Annotated in this window: 14 protein-coding genes; 11 read left to right on the top strand and 3 right to left on the bottom strand. The window is 40.0% G+C overall.

The window, feature by feature from the left end:
• Positions 1–22 precede the first annotated feature (22 nt).
• The 6 genes from ACODJP_RS07520 to ACODJP_RS07545 all read left to right on the top strand — a co-directional run bounded on the left by ACODJP_RS07520 (position 23) and on the right by ACODJP_RS07545 (position 5774).
• Complete coding sequence (locus tag ACODJP_RS07520; RefSeq protein ID WP_422480112.1) at positions 23–976, top strand: substrate-binding domain-containing protein; 954 nt, start codon at positions 23–25, stop codon at positions 974–976.
• Positions 977–1072: 96 nt separating this feature from the next.
• Positions 1073–1810: a GntR family transcriptional regulator gene (locus ACODJP_RS07525; RefSeq protein ID WP_422480114.1), complete on the top strand. Its 738-nt coding sequence runs from the start codon at positions 1073–1075 to the stop codon at positions 1808–1810.
• A 4-nt stretch (positions 1811–1814) separates the two neighbouring features.
• Positions 1815–2849 (top strand): LacI family DNA-binding transcriptional regulator, encoded by a 1035-nt coding sequence (locus tag ACODJP_RS07530; protein ID WP_422480116.1) that lies wholly within the window; start codon positions 1815–1817, stop codon positions 2847–2849.
• A 106-nt stretch (positions 2850–2955) separates the two neighbouring features.
• Positions 2956–3918, top strand: coding sequence for a sugar kinase (locus ACODJP_RS07535; protein WP_422480118.1), 963 nt, complete (start codon positions 2956–2958; stop codon positions 3916–3918).
• Positions 3919–3920: 2 nt separating this feature from the next.
• Positions 3921–4781 (top strand): sugar phosphate isomerase/epimerase family protein, encoded by an 861-nt coding sequence (locus tag ACODJP_RS07540; RefSeq protein ID WP_422480120.1) that lies wholly within the window; start codon positions 3921–3923, stop codon positions 4779–4781.
• A gap of 15 nt (positions 4782–4796) precedes the next feature.
• The gene (locus ACODJP_RS07545; RefSeq protein WP_422480122.1) at positions 4797–5774 is read left to right on the top strand and encodes a sugar phosphate isomerase/epimerase family protein; all 978 of its coding nucleotides are present in this window, start codon (positions 4797–4799) and stop codon (positions 5772–5774) included.
• A gap of 80 nt (positions 5775–5854) precedes the next feature.
• Here ACODJP_RS07545 and ACODJP_RS07550 read toward each other — a convergent pair whose 3' ends face one another.
• Both ACODJP_RS07550 and ACODJP_RS07555 read right to left on the bottom strand, forming a co-directional pair.
• Positions 5855–6916, bottom strand: a complete 1062-nt coding sequence (locus ACODJP_RS07550) for a zinc-dependent alcohol dehydrogenase (protein WP_422480124.1) — start codon at positions 6914–6916, stop codon at positions 5855–5857.
• Positions 6917–6931: 15 nt separating this feature from the next.
• Positions 6932–7906 carry a sugar phosphate isomerase/epimerase family protein gene (locus ACODJP_RS07555; RefSeq protein WP_422480126.1) on the bottom strand — a complete coding sequence of 325 codons (975 nt, stop codon included), beginning with the start codon at positions 7904–7906 and terminating at the stop codon, positions 6932–6934.
• Between the two features lie 231 nt (positions 7907–8137).
• Between ACODJP_RS07555 and deoC the strand changes: the two genes are divergently transcribed.
• The 4 genes from deoC to ACODJP_RS07575 all read left to right on the top strand — a co-directional run bounded on the left by deoC (position 8138) and on the right by ACODJP_RS07575 (position 12435).
• Positions 8138–8809, top strand: coding sequence for a deoxyribose-phosphate aldolase (deoC, locus tag ACODJP_RS07560; RefSeq protein ID WP_422480128.1), 672 nt, complete (start codon positions 8138–8140; stop codon positions 8807–8809).
• A gap of 10 nt (positions 8810–8819) precedes the next feature.
• A complete protein-coding gene (locus ACODJP_RS07565) occupies positions 8820–10322 on the top strand; it encodes a xylulokinase (protein WP_422480130.1) in 1503 nt (500 codons plus the stop codon).
• A gap of 65 nt (positions 10323–10387) precedes the next feature.
• A complete protein-coding gene (locus ACODJP_RS07570; RefSeq protein WP_422480132.1) occupies positions 10388–11629 on the top strand; it encodes a hypothetical protein in 1242 nt (413 codons plus the stop codon).
• A gap of 62 nt (positions 11630–11691) precedes the next feature.
• Complete coding sequence (locus ACODJP_RS07575) at positions 11692–12435, top strand: GntR family transcriptional regulator (protein ID WP_422480134.1); 744 nt, start codon at positions 11692–11694, stop codon at positions 12433–12435.
• A gap of 6 nt (positions 12436–12441) precedes the next feature.
• Here ACODJP_RS07575 and ACODJP_RS07580 read toward each other — a convergent pair whose 3' ends face one another.
• A complete protein-coding gene (locus ACODJP_RS07580) occupies positions 12442–13053 on the bottom strand; it encodes a histidine phosphatase family protein (RefSeq protein WP_422480136.1) in 612 nt (203 codons plus the stop codon).
• Between the two features lie 92 nt (positions 13054–13145).
• On the opposite strand from ACODJP_RS07580, the gene ACODJP_RS07585 reads away from it, so the two are divergent.
• Positions 13146–14456: a class II D-tagatose-bisphosphate aldolase non-catalytic subunit gene (locus ACODJP_RS07585; protein ID WP_422480138.1), complete on the top strand. Its 1311-nt coding sequence runs from the start codon at positions 13146–13148 to the stop codon at positions 14454–14456.
• Positions 14457–14465: the final 9 nt, after the last annotated feature.

Below are 14465 nucleotides of genomic sequence, written 5' to 3' on the forward strand. Positions count from 1 at the left end.
ACTAAAAAAAATGGAGGTCTATATGAAAAAGACAATGCTTTTGACTCTGGTTTTCGTATTGGTAGTCTCAAGTGTAGGACTGTTTGCTGCTGGACAAGCAGAATCAGCTGGAGGAAAGATGCGGGTAGCCGTTTCGCTTCCTCCTGCAAATAATTCATGGCAAGCAAAACTACTTGATACTGTTCTCGAAGAAACTGCGAAGGATACTGATGAATTTGAGTTTACTGTGAAAAATGCAGTTGACGATGCTGATCAGTTCAATATGCTTCAAACTTTCAAAGACGGTGGATACGATATGATTATTGTACTTCCAGGGAATGGAACTTTGATGACACCAATCTGTGAAGAAATCTATGAATCTGGAACCAAGGTAATGATCCTTGACCGCCCGATAGAAAGTGACAAATATACAGTCTTGTTGGCTGGCGATAACTATGGTGCTGGTGTAAATGGAGCAAAATATCTTGGAGAAAGACTGAATGGTCGTGGTCAGATTGCTGTCTTGAGAAGTTATGTTGGAATTCCTATTGATCTTGAACGTTATAATGGATTCATGGACACACTCAAAGCTGAGTATCCTGGTATCAAAGTTCTTGTTGAGGGTGATGGTGAATTCAATCAAGAGGCTGGCTTGAAAGCCATGTCCAACATTCTTCCTGCATATCCTAAGCTTGATGCTGTATTCTGTCAGGATGATGAAACCGCAATTGGAGCTCTTACAGCGATTGAAAGCGCCAACCGAAAGGATATACAATTTGTTACCGGAATGGGTGGAGCTAAAAACGCTTACGATCGAATGGCTGCGAATGATCCTCTTTATGGGGCTTCAATGTCATACTTCCCCTCAATGGGCGGTGATGGAATCCGGCTTGCAAAAGAAATCCTTCGTGGAGGTGATTTTGAGAAGGATAATCTTGCACCTAGCTATATCGTCACATCTGAGAATGTTCAAGAATTTATGGATGAGGCATATTAATAGAGAATTTTTCGAGGGGGGCGCACTCCTGCGCCCCTCCTAATACTTATGTGGAATTTTTTCCTCATATGCTCTCAGGGGAATGCAAGAAACCAAATGATTAATCAGAAACTACCTCGATATGCGCAAGTCTATGCGAGGTTAAAGAAACAGATTGAGTCACATGCGTATAAGGTAGGTGAATTTCTTCCTCCCGAACCGGAACTGGAGAAAATTTTTCATGTGAGTAGAACAACTGTCAGAAAAGCCGTTGAGATGCTCTCCCAAGAAGGTTTGGTGTACATCCAGCAAGGACGAGGAACGGAAGTATTAAATGTAACACCAACACAACAGCTGCAATATGTAACTTCATTTTCAGAAACTCTGAGAGAACAAGGCTTTCAAGTCGAATACGATAATATAAGTGTGGAAATAATCCATGCATCAGTAGAAATCGCCGAGTTACTACAGGTCGCTCCAGGGAAAGACATTATTAGACTCAATAGAACAGCAATCGTTAAAGAGAAACCGTTGGCTCTTATTACTAATTTCTTACTAGCAGATATCTTGCCAAATTTTACTGGAGCTATCATAAAGATGAAATCTTTATATGAATTTCTTGAGTCAGAATATAATTTGGTGATAGATTCAGCGAATGACTTCATTACAGCAAAACCTGCTACAAAGGAAGAGTCAAAAGAACTCGAAATTTCGATGGGATACCCATTATTGCAAGTTAAGAGAATCTCTTTTATTAAGGCGAGGCCAATTGAATTTGTTCTTTTACGAATAATTGGCGATAAGTATGAATACTTTGTTCATACAAAAGAACGACCACCACATATTATTAGATAGGTTCATGAGTACTACTATTAAAGAAGTCGCTCGACTGGCAGGCGTTTCGAGAGGAACTGTTGACAGGGTGATTCACAATAGACCAGGTGTCAATCCCGACCTCAGGAGGAAAATTCTCTCCATTCTCAAAGAAGTTGAATACACTCCAAACTTTGCGGGTAGAGCTTTGGTTCATTCAAATAGAAGATATAGGATTGGTGTAGTTCTTTCACCAGATTTCAATCCATTTGTTGAACAAGTCAAACAGGGAATCAAGGAAGAAGCCGATCAGATTGCTGAATTTGGAGTTGAGCTCAATATTGAAGTTGTTCGTGCATTTGATACAAGAGAACAACTTTCGATGCTTGACTCTCTTTATTCCAGCGGTATTTCTGCTATCGCTATTGTCCCAGTTGATGACTCTTTAATAAAAGAAAAAATTGACTGGATAGTATCACAAGGCATACCCGTTGTAACATTCAACTCGGATCTTCAAGGATGTAGAAGATTATGTTTTATTGGGCAAGACAACTATAAAGCAGGAAAAACTCAAGGAAGATTGGCCAGTATGTTTCTTCGGAAAGATCCAAGACCTTCGAAAGTTTTAGTAATTTCAAGCACGGATCATCTCACTTGTCATAAAGAGCGGGTGAAGGGATTCTTAGAGAAGATATCGACCTACAGAAATATCGAAATGATAGGATATGAAGAAAATTATGACATGGATAGTTTGTCAAGGCAAATTACAACGCGATATCTTGAGAAGCATAATGATATTTCCTTGATCTACTTGACTGGAGGTGGTATCTCTGGAGTAGCACAAGCCTTGGTAGAGAAAAATGTTGCTGGAAAGATATATATACTTTGCCATGACTTGATACCTAAAAGTTTAGAACTCCTGAGAGCGGGGATTGTTGATATCGTAATTGGTCAAGATCCTTTTAAACAAGGAGCTTTACCAATAAAAATTCTTTATGAATATTTGTTTCTAAAAAAATACCCACAACTAGAATTTTATCATACGGGGATCGAAATATTTACAAGCGAGAACTGTTCTTAATGACAAGAGTTTATGAGATATAGAGAAGTTTGTTGTATCGTCAAAATTTCTATAGTATGATTTGTGTACGTGCACAATATGGTGTTAGAGAAAAGAGGAGGACCATATGGCAGAAATTTGGACTATGGGAGAGCTCTTGGTTGAGATTATGCGGCCAAGAGCTGATATGCCGTTTGAGAGGACCAACAAATTTTTGGGACCATTTCCTAGTGGAGCCCCAGCCATTTGTATAGATACCGCTGCTAGGTTGGGGAAGAAAGCAGGGATTATTGGAGGGGTTGGAGACGATGGATTTGGAAAAAATCTTGTTAAAAGATTAGAAGCAGATGGTGTTGACTGCAGATATGTTACCACAATAGAGGGTTCTACAGGTGTGGCTTTCATTTCTTACACTTCAGATGGATCTAGGGAATATATTTTCCATATCAAAGATACGCCTTCCGTTAAAGTAAAGAGACCAGAAGAATTACATGTTGGAAATTCAGGATATTTCCATTTGATGGGATGTTCTTTGTTTATGGATACAAAATTTACCAAAGAGATACTTGAAACTATGAAAGAATTTATAGAGAAGGGATTTCAAATTTCTTTCGATCCAAATATCAGATCCGAACTCCTAAAAGGAGATGAGATGGCAAATACTATAACACCTGTACTTGAACAATGCTCTGTACTTCTCCCTGGTTTGGATGAATTGTTGATGCTTTCTAGGAAGCGAAATATTGATGATGCAATCAAGTATATGTTTGAAAACTATCGAAAACTTTCAATCATTGCAATCAAGCTGGGAGGAAGAGGATGTCGTATAGTGACTAGGAGCGATGATTTTTCCGTGAAAGCTCCACGAGTCAAAGAAGTTGATCCAACGGGAGCCGGGGATTGTTTTGATGCTGGGTTCCTGAGTGTACTATGTGATGGGGGAGATTTGATTGAAGCTGCAATTACTGCATCTGCTGTTGGGGCCCTCAATGTTCAGGCATTCGGCCCAATGGAGGGAAAAATCACTAAGAGAACCTTAAGCAAAATGATCAATACAATTAAAGAAAGTATGAAAATGGAGGAACTTTAAGTATGAATAAGATCGGAATTCACTATGGGAGTTTTGTTAGTAATTGGATGGATGATCAATTTCCACTAATTAGGAAAGTTAAGGAGCTTGGGTTTGATTTGCTTGAATTTGGAAGTGATTTCCTCTTATCTCAGGATGATGAAGGATTATTGAAGTTGAAAACTGAAGCAGAAGTCCAAAATATTGATCTCACTATTAGTCTAGGCTTAACGCCTGATCAAGATATTGGATCTCCAATAAGGGCTGAGAGAGAGGCTGGGAAAAGCTTGCTAAAACAAACAGCGGTTGCCATGCGCAAAGCCGGCATTTCTGATGTGAGTGGGATACTTTATTGTGCTTGGAATGGTAAAATTAACTCGTACGATGAAAAATCGAAAAGGTGGGACAATAGTATTGCTTCTATGAAGGAAATTTCAAAAGTATTCGAAGACAATGGAGTCTATATCAATGTTGAGGTTGCTAATCGTTTCGAGAATTATTTAATCAATACTTGTGATGAAGCTTTGGCATATCTTGATCAAGTTGAATCAGAACATGTAGGTCTTCATCTTGATACTTTTCATATGAATATTGAGGAAGAATCTTTCGTCACTCCAATCTTAAAAGCACATAAGAGGATGAGATATTTTCATATTGGTGAAAATAATCGCAAAATGCCAGGCTTGGGAATGATGCCTTGGAAAACAATTTTTGACACCTTGAAATTCGTTGGTTACAGTCGTCCTATCTCTATGGAACCATTTGTTCGGCCGGGAGGAGAAGTGGGGTCTGCTGTAAGCTTATATCGTGAGATGATGGACTTGTCTGATTATGAAAATGATCTTAAGCGGTCCTTGGCCTTCGTGAAATCGATGCTGAAGTAAAAGGGGGTAATGTATATGAAAATGGGATTTTTTACAGCGAATTTTTCTGAAAAACCATTAAAAGATATCGCGAAAATGGTTGTAGAGTATGGGTATGAAGCAATTGAGATTCCTGTATATGAAGGGAATGGTCAACTTGAAATTGAAGAAGTTTTACAAGGAAACAACGCAAAGAAAGTTCTTGAACTTACAAGAGGTCTCGGTCTCGAAATTTCTGCGCTAAGTAATCATCCTGAATCTTTTCTCGTAATGGGACCTACTGGAGTTGATACTGATTTTATTATGAAGGGTTCTGCAGAAGAGAAGATAAAACATGGAACTACCCGTTTGATACGCACTGCCCAAGCTGCAAATGCACTTGGAGTTGATGTTGTAGTAGGATATCCTGGCGTTGAAAATTGGGGGAGATTTTTCTTTTTTCCGTATGGTCAAGGATGGGAAGAGTATGAGCAACAGTTTGTGGAACGATTTACTCCAATTCTTGATGAATTTAAAAAGTATGGTGTGAAATTTGCAGTTGAACCACATCCAAACAGTTTTATATATGATATTCATACAGCTGAAAGAGCGATAGAATTAGTTGATAATCATCCAGCACTTGGCTACAATTTTGACCCTGCAAATATTCTTTACCTAGCTATTTCTCCTCAGATTTTCATTGATAGGCTCGGTGATCGCATATTCCATGTTCATGCCAAAGATGCGGAGCTGGTTGAGCATAATTTAGCAACTGGAGGAACTCTCATGCAAGGAGATATGAGAAGACTTGACCGATCGTTCCGTTTTAGAATTCCTGGTTGGGGTGATGTTCCTTGGAAGAAGGTTATCACAGAGCTTTCAATGGTCGGGTATAAAGGTGTGCTTAGCTATGAACATGAAGATGTTACCATGAGCAGAATGGATGGAGTTAAAAAGACCGCGGCTTATTTAAAACCTCTGATTATTGAGGCGGCATATGAAGGAAGGACAGATAAGCTGTTTAGCGACAATTAAATAAAGAAACTATTAAATTTTGTAAATTAAAAGCCTGCCACTAATTGGCAGGCTTCTTAACGTTTTCAGTATCAATATTTCTATAAATCCACCACTTCAGAACCTACGACAGGGGAAATAAAAATCTTTACGAGACTTCTATCCTTTTGTAATAGATTGAGAGCTTCTTCCATCTTGTCCAATGGCATAATTTTTGAGAACAGTGGCTTAGGGTCTATCCTCCCATGGGATATGAGTGTGATAGCATCCGACCAATCAGTTCCAACTCCAGCACATGAGCTCGTTATTTTTTTCTCACTTAACACTAACTTCGCAGGATTAATCCGCATGAAATCATCATCTCCAGTGATACCGAATGCAGCTAAAGTACCTCCAGGTCGTAGCATTTCAAAGGCTTGTTCATAGGTTTCTGAAGTACCTACGGATTCAATAACATAGTCAGCTCCTCGTCCGTTGGTCAACTCTTTAACTCGCGCTACTGGATTTGGATATTCTTCTGTACTGATGACAATATCAGCTCCAAGTTTCTTGGCCAATTCCAATCGCTCTTTATTCCTTCCTATAACAATGATCGGGGCTGCTCCTCGTTGCTTCGCCGCTGCGGCATGAAGACTTCCCAATCCACTGCCTAAAATTGCAATGGAAGAACCTGCTTTCATATCCAGTGCTTTCATTGAGTGAATCACACATGAAGTAGGTTCAATAAAAGCTGCTTCAAGCATATCCATGGCCTCAGGAATAATATGAACTTGCTTCCAAGGCACTTTAACATATTCCGCGAAAGCTCCATCGATATGAATTCCTAGCTGACTAAATTCGGGACACAGGAGAGTCTCTCCTTTTCTGCAATAAAAGCAATGGCCACACCCCATATTGATGTCGGCAGTCACTCTATCTCCAATCGACAACCCGATTGCTTCTTTTCCAATTTCAGCGATAGTGCCAGAGAACTCATGTCCTGCTATAAGTGGAAGCTTGTCTGCAGAATACTTGCCGGTATAGATACTCCAATCAGTTCCACAGATTCCTGTATAGGTAACTTTTATCAATACTTCCGAATCATTAATTTCAGGAACTGGGACATCTTTAATAGTTATCTTTCCTGGTTTTTCATAAACAGCTGCTTTCATTGTTTTGCCCATAATATGTTTGTCTCCTTATTTGAATAACGCGTCATTTCGGCCTTCGTACGGTTTGTTGATCACTAAGGGCTTAAGGTAAGCAATCGTCTTTGCTATTCCATCCTCTCGGCTCATAGTCACATCCTCATGCTCGTAGCTCATAACATAATCGTACCCAATCATCGATAATTCCGTGATAACATTCTTCCAGGGTACAGATCCCCATCCCGGGATCCTGAAACGAAAGCCCCTTCCCAGTTTCTGCCAATCGCCCTGTGGGATGACTCCCGAATTTCGTACATTATGACTAACTACTTGTCCGTCCTTGGCGTGTACATGATAGATATACTTCCCAAGCTTATCGATAAAGTTTTCGACATCGATTCCGAGATATACCAAATTAGCCGGGTCAAAATTAAAGCCCCATTCAGGTCGATTTCCCATCAATTCAACACTTCGTAATGCTGTATCCACATCATAGACTAATTGGTTTGGATGCGGCTCATGGGCAAACTTGATACCATATTCTTGGAATCTGTCTAGTATTTTTCCCCATCGCTCCACAAATTCCTGTTCCATGACTTCCCAGCCTTTCGCGTAAGGGAAGGGGAAAAACCGACCAAAATTTTCACACCCAATAAATCCACAGACAACAGGAACCTCTAATTCATTAGCAGCTTGGGCAACTTTTATCATTCGCTCAGTCCCGAATTTAATCCTCTCTTCTTTGGTTCCAGGATGTATCCAAGCTGTGTCATCACCATATGGGCCGAGAACAAGAAGGGATTCTGTATGATTACTGAGAGCAGAAATCGTCAAACCATATTTTTCTACAGTCTTCTTGACTTCCTTTGCAGATTTATTTTCAACCAAAGCATCAACATTAAGATGGGGATTCCCTTCTTTAAATGCTGGAATTTCTACAGCCTGGTATCCATAATCTGCAGCTTTTTTACATACTTCATCAAAAGAAAGATCTAAGTATGTGGCGGTGAATAGTCCAATCTTCATATCACATGCTCCTTGTTACAGTCAAAATATTCTACTGAAAGGATAAACCGGCATCTATGCTCTGTCAACAAGAAATTACAACAAATTTAGAATACAAAAAGATCTCTTTAATATTTATATAGAAATAGGATGTATAAACTAATATAAAATAATTCTTGACAGTATGATCCAAGATAGATTAAATTGTAGTAACAAATATTTAGCACTTCCTGTTGCTTAAAGAGAGGCTTGATGATGAATGCAAAAGAAGCTGCTCGACTTATCGATATTAGTGCAGTGCAAGCTTATCATGGAAAAAAAGAAATTGATGAGTTGTTGGTATACGCTAAGAAATATAATTTTATCTCTGTTCATACTTTGCCTTCTTGGACAAAGTATATCAGTGAAGAGCTCTCTGATTATCCCGAGATCTTTGTGGGAGCTCCAGTTGGCTTTCCTTCTGGTGGTGCTCACACTACAATCAAGTTGCATGAAGCGAGCCAGTTGATCTCTGATGGTGTGCAAGAGATGGATATGGTTCTAAACATTGGAAAGTTAAAATCCAAAGAATTTCAGTATGTGGAAGACGAAATTAGACAAGTACGGGAAGTAGCTTGTGACTTACCGTTGAAAGTAATACTGGAAACACACTACTTGACCGATGATGAGATCAAAAGAGCATGTGAAATATGCATACATGCTGGAGTAGATTTCGTAAAAACTGGTACGGGTTGGGCCCCTAGTGGAGCTACCATCAGGGTTATAAAACTGATTAAAGAGTTCGTTGGTTCCTCCATCAAGGTTAAGGCTTCGGGAGGTATTCGTAATATAGAGACCTTCAATGAGATGCTGAATCTTGGAGTCGAACGTTTTGGGATCAATATTTGGACTTCGATTGATATTGTCCAGGGTTTTGGAAACTAGGAGAAACTGTATGTTGCTTTCATTTGATTTAGGGACGGGGGGTGCGAAAATTTGCATCTTCACTGATGAGGGAGAGTTAGAGAGTAAAGTCTTTATGCCATATGAAACAACATATCCTTCCGATAGATTTCATGTCCAAAACCCAAGGGATTGGTGGTCTGCTATTGTAGAAGGAACCCGTTTGTTATTGGGCAAACATCCGGGATATGCGAAGAGAATCAAAGCCATCGCCTTGTCTGGTCAGAGTTTGGCAGTAATTCCCTTAGATAGGGACGGGAACATTCTTTTTGATGATATTCCCATCTGGTCAGATACTAGGCCGATAGAGCAAACAGAACGATTCTTTAATGAGATAGATGTCGAAAAATGGTATATAGAAACAGGAAATGGATTTGCTCCTGAGTGCTATTCCTTGTTCAAGCTTATGTGGTACAAGGACAACTACCCTGAACGTTTCGCTACCATTTCCCATGTTTTAGGATCTAAAGACTATATCAACTATCTTTTAACAGGTGTTTATGCAACCGATTACTCGTACGCCTCGGGATTAGGTGCCTATTCATTGGAAAAGCGTACATACATCGATACATATCTTGATGTAGCGGGTGTGTCAAAATCATTATTACCTGAACCAATACCTTCTACGCAAAAGGTTGGAAACCTTAGTTCTGAGGCAGCCGCAATATTGGGATTGTCGAAATCGGTTGAAGTATATTGTGGAGGAGTGGACAACTCTTGTATGGCGTTAGGTTCCCGAAATTTAGGTGAGGGGCGACAATATTTATCTTTGGGTTCTTCTGCATGGATCGCTGTCTCCTCCCATAAGCCTCTAATCGATTCAAGGATTAAGCCATTTGTCTTTGACCATGTTGTTCCCGATTCATACACTTCTGCTACCTCGATTTTTAGTGCAGGTAATTCACTACGTTGGTTTCGGGATACCATGGCAGGTGGACTGGTGGTTGAGGCTCAAAGACGTAACCTTGATCCCTATACGTTAATCGACGAAGCTGCCAAAGCTAGCCCGATCGGTTCGAATGGGGTAATGTTCAATCCAACTCTTGCAGGTGCGCCAGCTTCAAGCGATTACCCCAATATAAAAGGGGCTTTCCTGAATATAACACTTGGAACAACTTTTAATGATCTCGCACGGTCCGTCTTGGAGGGAGTCGCTTTTGAGCTATGTGATGTCTACAGGAAATTACTGGAATTGACTTCACTGAATGGGAACTTGGTTATAGTCGGGGGCGGGAGTAGAAGTCCTCTCTGGTTACGTATGTTTTCTGATATTCTTGGTGTCAATGTCAGTCGTTTGAATACCGAGCAAGATGCGGCAGCATTAGGTGCTGCCGCTACAGCAGCTGTTGGTTCAGGGTTATGGGATGGTTTCGATTACATCGACACGATAGTCAAAGAGATTGAAATAGTTACACCTGACCAATCCAAGCATGAAAAGTATCAAGCATTTTTTGAATCCTACAGAGAATCTCGAAAAAGTCTTTCGCATATTTAGATGTATAGATATCCATAACAGTATGGATGATATTATGAGAAGTAGATACTTCAAAGGAGGAAGATATGGGTTATAAGGAGACTTTGTTACAACCGATGCGGATTGGGCGGAGGGAAGCTGAAAATAGATTCTTTATTCAAGCAATGGAATGTAACGACGAAGATGTGAATGGTAATCCATCACAAGAGACTCTGGATAGATACGTGAAGTTAGCTCAGGGTAGAGCTGGTTTAGTTTCATTGGAAGCTATAACGATTACCAAGGAAAGTCGGAGTAGAAGCAATCAGTTAACGATACTTCCAGAAAATGCAACGGCTTTGACTAAATTTGTTAGTGATGTAAAAGCTCATAATGATAAAATGCTATTTATCTTTCAGCTGACACATTCTGGTGAATTGTCGAATCCAGATTTTTCACGACGGGTCACAGTTAAACCTTTGCATGGTTATGGTGGTGATTTACTAACTGAAGATGATGTCGACCATATAATGGATCAATTTGTACTTTCTGCAAAGATCGCACATGATGCTGGTGCCGATGGTATCGACATGAAACTTTGTCATGGATATTTTGGCTCACAAATTCTTCGTCCGTATAATGACAGAAAATGGAAGTATGGGGGTAGTTGGGGAAATAGAAGTAGGTTTGCATTTGAACTGTATGAACGTATTTCGAAAGAAGTCAACGACCCGAACTTCCTTATAGGCTCGAAAGTTTCGATTTGGGAAGGATTTCCAGGCGGTTTTGGAACTGATGGTCCAGACTCTCCTATCATTGACTTTACCGAACCGATTGCCCTGCTCAAGGGACTCGAAGAAAGGGGCGCTCAATTCTTTATACAATCTGCAGGAAGTCCATCAATCACTATCAATTTGACTCAGCAAGACAAATATTCACCTTACTATGCATACCTGCACCAATATTTCGCAAAAGAAATGAAAAAACAGTTAAAGCCAGAAACTGTAATGATTGGCTCCAATTTCAGTCTTTTCCGGAATGGCAAGAATGGTCTATGTGCTGTTACTGAAGAGCAAAGTAGTTTATTCAACTATGGAGCCCAGTGTATCGAGCGTAATATCGTTGATATGATTGCCTTAGGCAGGCAGTCTTTTGCTGATCCTTTCTTACCAAAAAAATTAGCAGAAGGTAAAGAAAGTGAGATTAATTGGTGCACTGTTTGTGATAATTGTCTCGAACTTCTCATTCAGCAGAGCAAAGTGGGTTGCGCAACTTATAATAAACGTTACACTGAAGAGTTGGTGAAAACTCGGAAAGAAAAGGGAAAGTTACGGGTTGCCCATACTTGATCAAGTGTTCCAAGAGGGCTTATATCTCGGTATAAGCCCTCACTAGGAAAAGGGATTTTCATATGTCGAGAGACAAAACCCCACTGTATACTAAAATTGAAAAAACTCTCAGAGATCAGATAATCTCTGAAAAATACAAATCAGGGGATCTTCTTCCTACTGAGGCGGACTTGGCGAAAAAATTTAAAGCTAGTAGGACTACTGTTCGAAATGCTTTGGCAAATTTAGAAATAGCAGGTTTTGTCTGGAGAAAACAAGGTAAAGGATCCGTAGTAAAGGACGTACGCCTTTCTCAGGACTTGAACTACTTAAGTTCTTTTACAGAATCTCTCGAGCAACGAGGAGTATCAGTAACAACGGGGATGTTGTCAATTTCACTGACTCTTCCACCTCAAAAAGTACGGGATGAAATGAATCTGAATGAGTATGAAAAAGTCTATTGGCTTCAGCGAACCCGTATAGCGGATGGTATTCCCATAGCATATGTGAATAACTATATTAGAGCCGAAATTGTTCCAGGATTGGAGAATAAATCAAAACTGCTGGAAGTACATGGTCTATATAAAGTGTTGGAGGAGGAATACCATCTCCAGATTGAAAGTTGTGTAGAAACCATAGAAACATATATCAGCGGCCCAATGGATATTGAGATTCTTCAACTCGAAAGACCAGAAGCTTTGTTCTTAAGTAAGCGGGTAACAAGGTCTGCTGAAGGAAAAATCTTTGAGTACGTTACCTCGGTGATAAGAGGGGGTATGCATTCATACACGGTTTTCCTGAAAGATCGACGTAATATTGGTAATTGAACCGCATTAAGCTTTGGATCCTCTATAGATAAGGTCATTAAAGAAATGTGATTTTATGTAGTGAGTATGGCCTAAGCCTTCGAATACGATTTCCCATAATTCTCCGTTCTTAGGAATTTCTTCCGGATAAGAGGGCAGGGTATTTTCAAGCAAGCCTTTAATTAGTCGCATAGTAACAGCATGTGTTACAATCAAGCAATCAGAGTTTTGAGTTTGTAATTGGGAAAAGAATGAAATCAGGCGTGTTGTAACCTGTTCATAAGATTCCCCGGAGGGAGGAGTCCATTTCCAACGTTCAAGGCGATTTTTTTCATATCTAGAGTCCGCTTCGACCTCGGCATAGGTTTTTCCAGCAAAGATTCCAATATTGTGTTCGATTAATCGTTCATCAATAAGAAGAGGTATTCGATTGGGCATGACTAATGGAACTGCAGTCTGAATGGCACGAATCAGAGGTGAGCTGTAAACAACTTGTGGTTTGAAATTTTTAAAAATCTTGGAGCATAGTTGTTGGGCATCGATAATTCCTCTTTGACTTAAGGGGTAATCCAGTTGGCCAGCCAAGATGTTTCGAGTATTTGCTTCGCTTTCTGAATGTCTGATAATATAAATCTTCACAGGAACCTCGTTCCTGCTAATTATTATCAACTCGCGATCTAATTGCAATAGGTTGTTTTGTGGAATACAATCGAAAGAAAAGGGGTATCTATATGTTAACGAGAGAATTCGCAAAGATTCTTCAGCAAAACAAATTATACGAAGAAAGAGTTGGAGTCTTTAGTATATGTAGCGCCCATCCTGATGTCCTCGAAGCTTCCATGCTTCATGCAAAGCTGCGTGGCTATTTGCTCATAATTGAAGCGACCTCTAATCAAGTTAATCAGTTCGGTGGTTATACTGGAATGACCCCAAAGGATTTTGTATCATTTGTTGGCGAGATAGCAAATAGAGCGGATTATCCTATGAGAAATATCTTACTAGGTGGTGATCATCTCGGTCCCAATATTTGGAAGAATGAACCGGCACAAGAGGCGATGGTTAAAGCTTGTGAAATGGTAAGACAGTTTGTTATTGCTGGTTTCAGGAAAATTCACTTGGATGCAAGCATGTTCTGTGCCGATGATCTTGGGGATCGAAGTAGACCCTTGGATGATGAAATTGTAGCCCATCGTTCAGCTATGCTTTGTGAATCTGCAGAAAAATCTTGGCTTGAATCGTTTGCTTCTGGCGATGAGCCTCCATATTACATCATAGGGACAGAGGTTCCCATCCCTGGAGGAATGGTTTCTCGTCATAGTGGAGTGGAACCAACTTCTCCAGAGGATGCTCTCAAGACAATAGAAGTAACCCAAAGGGTATTCTATGAACAACAACTTCATTCAGCTTGGGATCGTGTTGTTGGGTTGGTTATTCAGCCAGGAGTGGAGTTTGGGGATGATGAAGTTGTTATATATGAGCCTGATAAAGCCAGAGGTCTGCATCGGGCAATCAAACCTTTAAAAAACTTAGTATGTGAAGCCCATTCAACCGATTATCAGACCAAGACCGCCCTGAATTCATTGGTTGCTGATCATTGTTGCATATTAAAAGTTGGTCCTTGGGTGACGTATGCTTATCGAGAGGCGATGTTTTCACTCGAGTTGATTGAGAAGGAATTACACAGAAGTTTCGGATTCGTAGACCTATCAAATCTGAGAGAAACTATCGAAAAAATTATGATGGAGGAACCGAAATATTGGAAGGACTATTATTCTGATGGGCCCGAGCTATCAATGAAAATAGCATATAGTTACAGCGATCGGCTTCGTTACTATTGGCCGAATGCTTCAATTAGGTTGGCGGTGAAGATACTTTTAGGGAATTTGGAGAAAATTGTCATTCCTCGATCTTTGATTAGCCAATACTTCCCCATTGAATATGGAGAAATAATGGAAGGCAAACTAGAAAATACAGCGAAAGCCCTTCTCATACGGCATATACAACTAGTATTGGATATATATGCCGATGCATGTGGATGGTAGAAGGTGTTT

The sequence above is a fragment of the Pleomorphochaeta sp. DL1XJH-081 genome (assembly GCF_049310885.1).
In the GTDB taxonomy this organism is placed as follows: Bacteria; Spirochaetota; Spirochaetia; order Sphaerochaetales; family Sphaerochaetaceae; genus CAYZJV01.

Excerpts from the sequence above, each read along its gene's own strand:
- ACODJP_RS07520 (WP_422480112.1), top strand. The coding sequence starts at position 23 with ATGAAAAAGACAATGCTTTTGACTCTGGTTTTCGTATTGGTAGTCTCA.
- ACODJP_RS07525 (WP_422480114.1), top strand. The coding sequence starts at position 1,073 with ATGATTAATCAGAAACTACCTCGATATGCGCAAGTCTATGCGAGGTTA.
- ACODJP_RS07530 (WP_422480116.1), top strand. The coding sequence starts at position 1,815 with ATGAGTACTACTATTAAAGAAGTCGCTCGACTGGCAGGCGTTTCGAGA.
- ACODJP_RS07535 (WP_422480118.1), top strand. The coding sequence starts at position 2,956 with ATGGCAGAAATTTGGACTATGGGAGAGCTCTTGGTTGAGATTATGCGG.
- ACODJP_RS07540 (WP_422480120.1), top strand. The coding sequence starts at position 3,921 with ATGAATAAGATCGGAATTCACTATGGGAGTTTTGTTAGTAATTGGATG.
- ACODJP_RS07545 (WP_422480122.1), top strand. The coding sequence starts at position 4,797 with ATGAAAATGGGATTTTTTACAGCGAATTTTTCTGAAAAACCATTAAAA.
- ACODJP_RS07550 (WP_422480124.1), bottom strand. The coding sequence starts at position 6,916 with ATGGGCAAAACAATGAAAGCAGCTGTTTATGAAAAACCAGGAAAGATA.
- ACODJP_RS07555 (WP_422480126.1), bottom strand. The coding sequence starts at position 7,906 with ATGAAGATTGGACTATTCACCGCCACATACTTAGATCTTTCTTTTGAT.
- deoC (WP_422480128.1), top strand. The coding sequence starts at position 8,138 with ATGATGAATGCAAAAGAAGCTGCTCGACTTATCGATATTAGTGCAGTG.
- ACODJP_RS07565 (WP_422480130.1), top strand. The coding sequence starts at position 8,820 with ATGTTGCTTTCATTTGATTTAGGGACGGGGGGTGCGAAAATTTGCATC.
- ACODJP_RS07570 (WP_422480132.1), top strand. The coding sequence starts at position 10,388 with ATGGGTTATAAGGAGACTTTGTTACAACCGATGCGGATTGGGCGGAGG.
- ACODJP_RS07575 (WP_422480134.1), top strand. The coding sequence starts at position 11,692 with ATGTCGAGAGACAAAACCCCACTGTATACTAAAATTGAAAAAACTCTC.
- ACODJP_RS07585 (WP_422480138.1), top strand. The coding sequence starts at position 13,146 with ATGTTAACGAGAGAATTCGCAAAGATTCTTCAGCAAAACAAATTATAC.